This window comes from Novosphingobium sp. BL-S-19 (assembly GCF_055521675.1).
In genome coordinates this window covers 3,433,112-3,442,500 of sequence record NZ_CM145498.1, presented here as the reverse complement: position 1 = coordinate 3,442,500, position 9,389 = coordinate 3,433,112, and the positions used below count along the sequence as shown (strand labels likewise).

The window sequence follows — 9,389 nt, the reverse complement described above, 5'->3', positions numbered from 1 at the left end:
GAACTTGTTCTGAGCGGTAGCGGAGCGTTCCGTAAGCGAGTGAAGCGGGAGGGTAACCGACCGTGGACGTATCGGAAGTGCGAATGCTGACATGAGTAGCGATAAAGAGGGTGAGATGCCCTCTCGCCGAAAGACCAAGGGTTCCTGCTTAAAGCTAATCTGAGCAGGGTGAGCCGGCCCCTAAGACGAGCCCGAAGGGGGTAGTCGATGGGAACCACGTTAATATTCGTGGGCCTGGTGGTGTGTGACGGATCTCGTGTATTGTACAACCTTATCGGATTGGTTGTGCTTTGAAGAGGTTCCAGGAAATAGCCCCACCGTATAGACCGTACCCGAAACCGACACAGGTGGTCAGGTAGAGTATACCAAGGCGCTTGAGAGAAGTATCCTGAAGGAACTCGGCAAATTGCCTCCGTACCTTCGGAAGAAGGAGGCCCCGTCTATGCGCAAGCACTGGCGGGGGGCACAGGCCAGGGGGTAGCGACTGTTTAGCAAAAACACAGGACTCTGCTAAGTCGGCTTCAAGACGACGTATAGGGTCTGACGCCTGCCCGGTGCCGGAAGGTTAAGAGGAGGAGTGCAAGCTCCGAATTGAAGCCCCGGTAAACGGCGGCCGTAACTATAACGGTCCTAAGGTAGCGAAATTCCTTGTCGGGTAAGTTCCGACCTGCACGAATGGCGTAACGACTTCCCCACTGTCTCCAGGATATGCTCAGCGAAATTGAATTCTCCGTGAAGATGCGGAGTACCCGCGGTTAGACGGAAAGACCCCGTGCACCTTTACTGCAGCTTCAGAGTGGCATTAGGATAGAATTGTGTAGCATAGGTGGGAGGCTTTGAAGCACCGGCGCCAGCTGGTGTGGAGCCATAGGTGAAATACCACCCTGTTATGTTCTGATGTCTAACCTCGCACCGTTATCCGGTGCAGGGACCCTCTGTGGCGGGTAGTTTGACTGGGGCGGTCGCCTCCTAAAGAGTAACGGAGGCGCGCGATGGTAGGCTCAGGCCGGTTGGAAACCGGCTGCAAGAGTGCAATGGCATAAGCCTGCCTGACTGCGAGATTGACGAATCGAGCAGAGACGAAAGTCGGTCATAGTGATCCGGTGGTCCCTCGTGGAAGGGCCATCGCTCAACGGATAAAAGGTACGCCGGGGATAACAGGCTGATGATTCCCAAGAGCTCATATCGACGGAATCGTTTGGCACCTCGATGTCGGCTCATCACATCCTGGGGCTGGAGCAGGTCCCAAGGGTTTGGCTGTTCGCCAATTAAAGTGGTACGTGAGCTGGGTTCAGAACGTCGCGAGACAGTTTGGTCCCTATCTGCCGTGGGCGTCGATACTTGAGAGGAGTTGACCCTAGTACGAGAGGACCGGGTTGAACATGCCTCTGGTGTACCTGTCGTGGCGCCAGCCGCGCAGCAGGGTAGCTATGCATGGACGGGATAACCGCTGAAAGCATCTAAGCGGGAAGCCTCCCTCAAGATTAGGTATCTTCGAGTCGTGATAGACCATCACGTTGATAGGCCGGGTGTGGAAGTGCGGTAACGCATGGAGCTAACCGGTCCTAATAACTCTGTTCATGCTTGATGAATCCCACCATCAATGACAACCCTGCTACCAAGCAGCACCGTCACTGATGATCGGACGATCATCCAGCCAGATATCAAAGCACGGGCTATCGATTAAAAAACAGCACGCCGTCTCCATTGCTTGGTGACCATAGCGTCAGTGACCCACCCGATCCCATCTCGAACTCGGCCGTGAAACCTGTCAGCGCCAATGGTACTGTGGCTCAAGCCCCGGAAGAGTAGGACGTCGCCAGGCATTGAAGCCGGCGGGCTGATTAATAACCCATCACAATGACAAAGGGCACCAAGTGCCCCAAAGAGGGCCCTCGAGGCCCTCTTCGCGTCTCTACAAGACGCAAAACACGCTAACGCGGGGTGGAGCAGCCCGCCGTTCAGGCCGACGCAGTCGGAATGAACACACAAAAACGCTTCCGGGCTGACACTCTCAGCTCTCAATGGTGACGCGGGGTGGAGCAGCCCGGTAGCTCGTCAGGCTCATAACCTGAAGGTCGTAGGTTCAAATCCTACCCCCGCAACCAATCACAATCGCAACGCCTCAGAAGCCCGCGCTTCCGGGGCGTTTTTGATTCCTGCACAAGCACACGGCTCCATTTCCAACGCGGGCGCGCCGCTGCATCAAAAGATTCTGGCCTTCTAGCGTGTAGGACCACGGCTGCGGGTCAGGTCGCGGAATCGCTCAATCGCTTGCGCTCTCAAAGCCTTGCCCGCGCGAAGGTCTTCGTGGGGCCGCGACTGTCTCACGGTACACGTGTGTACGCGTACCTCAGGCTCCCAGGACATCGGGAGCATCAGCATATGGCAAATCGCCATAATGGCCGAACCGCCTTCGCCCGTCTTCCGAAGCCAATGCATCTGCGCCTTCCTGGAAATTCAGGACCGCCGCGGCGTGATCACTCGCACGCTCACGAAGGTTGGGCGTCTGGTGCGAGATGATGAAAAATGCAGCCCGGACCTGAAGCTCTGCCTTGCGACGTCATCCAGAGGCGATCGCGGACAAGGCCGGCTTCTGTCGGCGCGGTCCAATTACCTCTCCACCCCTCTATAAATGCAGAAGCAAGCGAACACGCGAGCGGTGCGCAGGCACTTCGCCGGGCCCTCAATGCGCGCCCATTGATGAGGTTGTCAGAGATGAATTTCCAAAGCTCCGCCATGCTTGAGCCGATAATCGAAACGACGGCTCATTCCATGAGCCATCGGGCGGATTGCGACATTGCGGCACCCCCGCAGGCTGTATCGGCGTTGAGGTAAGTCCCGAGCCTATCATTCAGGCCTGAACTGTCCTGACAAAGCACAGATTTCCGTAATCGTGATTATGAATATCGGGTGTAAGCGTCACTCTTTCCAAAAAATGTGCCGCTGACCGCCTCTAACGTCGCATTCAATCGCGGTCGTGAGTTTATAGGGAAAAACAATGTCTCAGTCCTACCGCATCGATGGCGATAAGTATATTTGTCGTGTGCCGATTGAAATGTTGTTCTGCGAAAGTAACGACTTTATTCACGGCCCGAATGCCTATGCCGAGCGTCCGCCGCTGTGGCATCAGCAGCACAATATCACCGACGGCCTGCCCATCATGAGCCTGCGGTCCCACATCCGGCTTTTCGAAGGCTTCTTCGATCCTTCGCAGCTTGATGTCGGTTATTACGAGAATTGGTGGAACACCATCCATCACACGATGGGCATCGCGCTGCCGTGCAGTGCGACGCAGCAGATTTCCCAGCGCTACGACTATTTCAATCATCTCAATGCACGTTATGCGGAAAATGGCATTGAAGACGCTGCCTTCGCCCTTGAAGGTGAATACGATGCGTCGACCGGCCGCTTCATTCTGCGGGATGGCCATCATCGCACCTGCTATCTGATCGCGCGTCGCGAACGCTGGGCCAATGTGCGTATGTCGCGTTCATCCTTCTCGGCGTTGTTCGAGCCGACCATCGGCGAGCGTGTGCGCAAGCATGTCGAACAGATCGGCTATACCCAACCCTATGCTCCCATCGAGCATCCGCAATTCCATGTGCCCTTCGCCTATCGGGACAATTTCTTCCCGAACCGGCTCAGCTGCATAGCCGACACGCTCGGCTATATCCGGCCGGCGAGCGTACTGGATATCGGCTGCAACGCCGGATATTTTTCGCGTCATTTCAGCCGCATGGGCGCGCATGTTGTCGGCGTGGAACCGCAGGATTGCCATTTCAGCACCGCTTCGATCCTCAACGAACTTTTCAACACGCGGTGTGATTATCGACAGGATACGGCGGAAAACGTCGATTTGGGCGACCAGGTATTCGAAGTCGCGATCATGCTTACTGTCCTATACCACTTCCTCGATAAGGGGGACACGGCGGTGAAGATCGCCAAGAAGATCGATAGTCACGTGTCGCACTTCGTGTTTTGGGAATCCGGCTCTGATGCCGAACGCGAAATCGACTTCATGAGGCGACATACGGGCTTCAATGCCTATCGCCGCCTGCGCACGACCATCGGAACCGGCCGTGTTCGCGAACTGGGCGTATTCGCGCGCGAGGCCGAAACCATCGATAACCTTCTGGCCTTCAACCCCTATCACCATTTCATGCTCGCAACCGCCCTTTGAAGGCTGCGATGATCTGCCCCCTCACCGGCTTGTTGGTAGGTCGGTGAAGGGGGCAGTAGCAGATGCACAGTGCGGATAAGCGGGGTGGCGCGATGCTTTCCTGCGGCACGCACCTCACCCTCAAAACCCATTCCAAAAACTGGCCTTGTGCACACGGCACGCGCGCATACCACGTGCCTGTCGAAATTATGTCGTATACTATCGACAACTCAATCCAGATGGGCATCATCACAGTCAGCGGATCGTCCTGATCCGATGACCCTGCATGTCTGGCGGCCTTTGGGCCAAGGAGTATCGATGATCACCCGCACCCTTCGTTCTTCGCGCAAGTCTCTGCGCCTGATCGCGCTTGGCGGTCTGTGCTCGGCCTCGGCCATTGCCATCGCGGCCGCGCCGTCCGCGCCCAGCTTCGACGTCGCGCGCGTGTCCAACGACATCAAGACGCTCTCCAGCGACGCCTTCGAAGGCCGTGGCCCTGCCACCCGCGCTGAAGTAAAGACCATCGACTACATCGCCGCGCAGATGAAGGCCGCCGGTCTCAAGCCGGCGGGCGACAAGGGAACCTGGTTCCAGAACGTGCCGCTGCTGCAGTCGGACATCGTGGGAACCCCGTCGCTCTCGATGAGCATCGGCGGAACCGCGACGCCGCTGTCGCAGGGCAACGAGATCGCCGTGCGCGCGGCTGAGAACGGCCAGTCGACCGTCAACTTCAAGGACCTGCCGCTGGTCTTCGTCGGCTATGGCGTGAAGGCGCCCGAGCGTGGTTGGGACGACTTCAAGGGCGTTGATCTCAAGGGCAAGATCATGGTCGTGCTCATCAACGACCCCGACTTCGAGGGCGGTGAAGGCGACTTCGGCGGCAAGCTGATGACCTACTACGGCCGCTGGACCTACAAGTACGAGGAAGCCGCGCGCCAGGGGGCGGCGGGCGTGCTGGTGGTACACGAGAGCGAGCCCGCCTCCTATGGCTGGGCCACGGTCAAGAACTCCAACACCAACACCATGTTCGACATCGTCCGCGCCGATCCCAAGTCGGCGCACACGCAGATGGAAGGCTGGATCCAGAAGGACCTTGCCGCGCAGCTACTGAAGGCGTCCGGCATCGATTTCGAAGCAGCCAAGGCTGCCGCGCGGAAGAAGGATTTCCAGCCCATTCCGCTGAAGGCGACGATGAGCGCCGACTATGCGGTGAAGTCGCAGGTCATCACTTCGCACAACGTCGCCGGAATCGTGCCCGGTTCGAAGTATCAGAACGAGACCGTGATCTACTCCGCGCACTGGGATCACCTTGGCGTCGGTGCACCGGATGCCAAGGGCGACCGCATCTACAACGGCGCGCGCGACAACGCTTCGGGTACGGCGGCGCTGCTCGAACTGGCGCGCGCTTTCGCCAAGGGGCCGAAGCCTGAGCGCACCGTGCTGTTCCTGGCGGTGACGGCGGAAGAGAAGGGCCTGCTCGGCTCCGAATACTATGCCGACAATCCGCTGCGTTCGCTGGCGACCACCGCCGGCGTGATCAACATGGACGGTCCGCTCTCGATCTCCAAGACCACCAACTTCAGCATCTCCGGCGCAGCCAAGCTGGATCTGCTGACCGTGCTGACCGAGGAGGGCCAGAAGCTCGGCCGACACTACACGCCTGACGCCCGTCCGGAGGCGGGCAGCTTCTACCGTTCGGATCATTTCTCGATGGCGAAGCGCGGCGTTCCGGCGATCTCGTTCAGCCCGGGGCGCGAGCTGGTCGATGGCGGCGATGCGCGCGGCAAGGAACTGTCCGACGCCTATACCCGCGACAAGTACCACCAGCCTGCCGACGAATACGATCCCAGCTGGGATACCAGCGGTTGGACCAGCGATCTGACGCTGCTCTACAATACCGGCGCGCGTCTGGCCGACAGCCACGTCTGGCCGAACTGGTCGCAGGACAGCGAATTCCGCGCAACGCGTGACGCCACCGGAGCGCAGCGCAAGCCCTGAGTGTCTCCCGTCTGACGGGCCATTTCACGCCCCGGTGCCGCAAGGTGCCGGGGCGTTTTCCGTATCGGGCAAGCGGGTTATCGCAATTAGACCAAGGCCGATGCCGCCTGCCTTGTTCCCTGCGGCACATCGGCTTGCCGAGCCGGCAAGACTTGCCTCAAACGGATTGATCGCGCCTCAGCGATTGCCCGACAGTCCCGTTCGAAACGCACGCGGCCGCGAAAAGCGACCGTGCAGGAAAAAGACGTTCGAGGGGAGGATCGGTTCATGCTCAGCAGGAAAGCAGCCTTGTGCCTTGCTGCCGCGCTCGTTTTCGCGCCGGAAGTGGTGTTGGCGCAGGAGGCTGAGGCGCCGGCGCCTGAGGACGCAGCGCAGCCCAAGACCGGAGAGATTATCGTCACCGCCCGCAAGCGGCAGGAATCGATCCTGCGCGTGCCGGTGGTGGAAAGCGTGCTGAGCGGTGAAGCGCTGCAGCAACAGCAGATCACCTCGATCCAGGGAGTGACCAGCCGCATTCCCGGGCTTGTGCTCGGCAATTCGGTCCTTTCGGTCGGCTCGCAGATTTCGCTGCGTGGCGTCGGCACCAGCGCGCTCGACGCCGGTATCGACCAGTCGGTCTCGCTCAATATCGACGGTCAGCAGTTCAGTCAGGGCCTGTCGTTCCGTAGCGGGCTGTTCGATCTGGCGCAGGCGGAAGTGCTGAAGGGGCCGCAGGCGTTGTTCTTCGGCAAGAATAGCCCCGGCGGCGTGATTGCGCTGACCACCGCCGATCCGGGGCGGACGTTCGAACTGATCACCCGCACCAGCTATGAGTTCGAGGCGCGTGAGATGCGCGGGGAACTTATCGTCTCCGGTCCGGTGACCGATACGCTGGGGCTGCGACTTGCCGGCACATGGTCGGATTCCGATGGCTGGTTTCGCAACCGGGCGGTGGCCTATCCCGGCACCGGCGCGGTGGATCCGCGCCAGCCGCGCACCGGCGGCAACGAGAACTACATCATTCGCGGCACTGCCGTGTGGGAGCCGGATCCCAGCTTCAAGGCACGGCTCAAGCTGAACTTCACCAAGGACCACAGCGACAATCCCGCCACCACGCAAAGCGTATCCTGCCCCGACGGGATCGCCCCGGTGGTGAGCCCCACCAGCATCGGCTATCCCTTTCTGGTCAGCTGCAAGCAGAGCCGAAACGTCTACTTCGTGTCGATGGACCCGGCCGCCTTCACCGGCTTGCGCCGCGATGGAACGCCGGGGCTGCGCAACAACGGTGAACCCTTCACCAACATCGTCCAGAACTTCGGCGTGCTGGACATGACCTGGCGGCCGGCAACAGACCTCAGCCTGACGTCCACCACGACGTATTACCACAACACCACCGATGCCGCGATCAACGGCACCGGCACCAGCGCGGCCGGCCCGGCGCTGTTCGCGGACAACCATTTCAAGCGCCGCGACGTGACCGAGGAACTGCGTCTGGAATCGGACTGGCGCGACAGCCCGGTCAATTTCCTGCTGGGCGGCTATTACCAGAACGGCAAAGTGACCAACGACGTGTTCGTCGGCGGCAATACCAGCCAACTGCTCTACGTGGGCGCCTATGGCATCTTCATTCCGATCCCGGCGGTGCTCTCGGCCGGCACGCACGACATGCGGATCGAATCGACATCGCTGTTCGGGCAAGTCCGCTGGAACCCGGTGAAGACGCTGGAACTGGCGCTGGGCGCGCGCTGGACCAGCGAGCAGCGGCGCGACGACGCGGTCTCGCGCAATGCCTTGGGCGAATACGTCGATATCGACCTGCCGACGCCGAAGATCTCGTCCAAAAACATCTCGCCCGAACTGACGGTGACATGGACGCCCAGCGATGACTTCACCGTGTTCGGCGCGCTGAAGCAGGGCTACAAGTCCGGCTCCTACTCGATCACCACCCCGGCGGTGGCCGGCGTCGACAACTCCTTTGGCGACGAGCGTGTGCGCGGCGGCGAACTGGGGGTGAAGGCGCGCACGGCCGACCGTTCGCTCACCGCCAACGCGGCCTTCTACTATTACCGCTACAAGGGGTTGCAGGTGGGCACCAATGTGCCGGCGCTGAACGGCATTCCGGTGGTGCGGACGATGAATGCGGGATCGTCCAAGGTCTATGGCGTCGATTTCGATACGACATGGCATCCGCCGCAAGTGGAAGACCTGTCGCTGACCGCCGCTGTCAACTGGAACAAGGCCAGCTTCATCAGCCTTGACGGCGTGCCCTGCTACGGCGGGCAAACGTATGCGGGAGGCTGCAACCAGCTGCTCGATCCCTCGACCGGGCTCTACACCGGGCAAAGCGCCTCGGGCGAGCCGCTGGAGCGCGCGCCCGAATGGCAATTTTCGGCGGGGGCGGATTACGAACTGCCGGTCAGCAGCACCACGCGGTTCGCCCTGGGCAGTTCGGTGCAGTATTCGTCCAGCTATCACGCCACGATCGGCCCGCGTGAGGATTACATTCAGGGCTCCTATGCCAAGCTCAATGCCTATCTGACGTTGAAGGGCGCGGACGACCGCTGGGAAGTCTCGCTGATCGCCAACAACCTCACCAACGTGATCCGCGCCGGCTATTGCACCAACGGCAATTTCCAGAACGGCCAGATCCTGGGCGGGCAAGTGACCGGCAGCCCGACCAACGCGGCGGGGCCAGCGGGGATCGACGAAGTATCCTGCGTGCTCGATCCGGGCCGGCAGGTGTTCCTGAAGCTGACTCTTCGGCCGTTTGGGTAAGCGGCCGATCGGTGCCGGGCGCGCGCAGTTTCCTTGACTCTGCGCGCCCCGCCGCTTATCGGGCGGAGTTTACCGATCCAGCGAATTTTTCACGGAGTGCCCATGGCGCGCGTTACTGTCGAAGACTGTGTCGACAAGATCCCCAACCGGTTCGATCTCGTCCTGCTCGCCGCGCAGCGTGCGCGCGAGATTTCGGGCGGCGCCGAACTCACGCTTGAGCGTGACCGCGACAAGAATCCGGTCGTCGCCCTGCGCGAAATCGCCGAACAGAACGTCAAGCCCACCGAGCTGAAGGAATCGCTCGTCACCTCGATGCAGCGCGTGCTGCCCGACGACGACGATGCGATGGACGATGTCGGCTCGCTCAGCCAGTCGGCAGAGGCTCTGCGCATCACCGCTTCGGCACCGACGCGCAATACCTCGATCGGCGGCGATTACGACGGTTGATGTCTTCCTTGCGATCGCTCCGTATCAG

At 60.5% G+C, this 9,389-nt stretch carries 4 protein-coding genes, 1 tRNA gene and 2 rRNA genes (1 of these 7 cut by a window edge); all 7 read left to right on the top strand.

The features are described from left to right. A 23S ribosomal RNA gene (locus ACZ1JV_RS24450) occupies positions 1-1,589 on the top strand (it extends 1,204 nt beyond the left edge of the window). Between the two features lie 121 nt (positions 1,590-1,710). Continuing rightward, positions 1,711-1,825, top strand: a 5S ribosomal RNA gene (rrf, locus tag ACZ1JV_RS24445). A gap of 206 nt (positions 1,826-2,031) precedes the next feature. Further along, a tRNA-Met gene (locus ACZ1JV_RS24440) sits at positions 2,032-2,108 on the top strand. A gap of 893 nt (positions 2,109-3,001) precedes the next feature. Next, positions 3,002-4,183, top strand: coding sequence for a class I SAM-dependent methyltransferase (locus ACZ1JV_RS24435; RefSeq protein ID WP_465150899.1), 1,182 nt, complete (start codon positions 3,002-3,004; stop codon positions 4,181-4,183). Between the two features lie 297 nt (positions 4,184-4,480). Beyond that, on the top strand, positions 4,481-6,160 hold the full coding sequence (locus tag ACZ1JV_RS24430) for a M28 family metallopeptidase (protein WP_465150898.1): 1,680 nt from the start codon (positions 4,481-4,483) through the stop codon (positions 6,158-6,160). A gap of 267 nt (positions 6,161-6,427) precedes the next feature. Then, a complete protein-coding gene (locus tag ACZ1JV_RS24425) occupies positions 6,428-8,914 on the top strand; it encodes a TonB-dependent receptor (protein ID WP_465150897.1) in 2,487 nt (828 codons plus the stop codon). Between the two features lie 102 nt (positions 8,915-9,016). Continuing rightward, the gene (gene rpoZ, locus ACZ1JV_RS24420; protein ID WP_465137228.1) at positions 9,017-9,361 is read left to right on the top strand and encodes a DNA-directed RNA polymerase subunit omega; all 345 of its coding nucleotides are present in this window, start codon (positions 9,017-9,019) and stop codon (positions 9,359-9,361) included. Positions 9,362-9,389 lie beyond the last annotated feature (28 nt).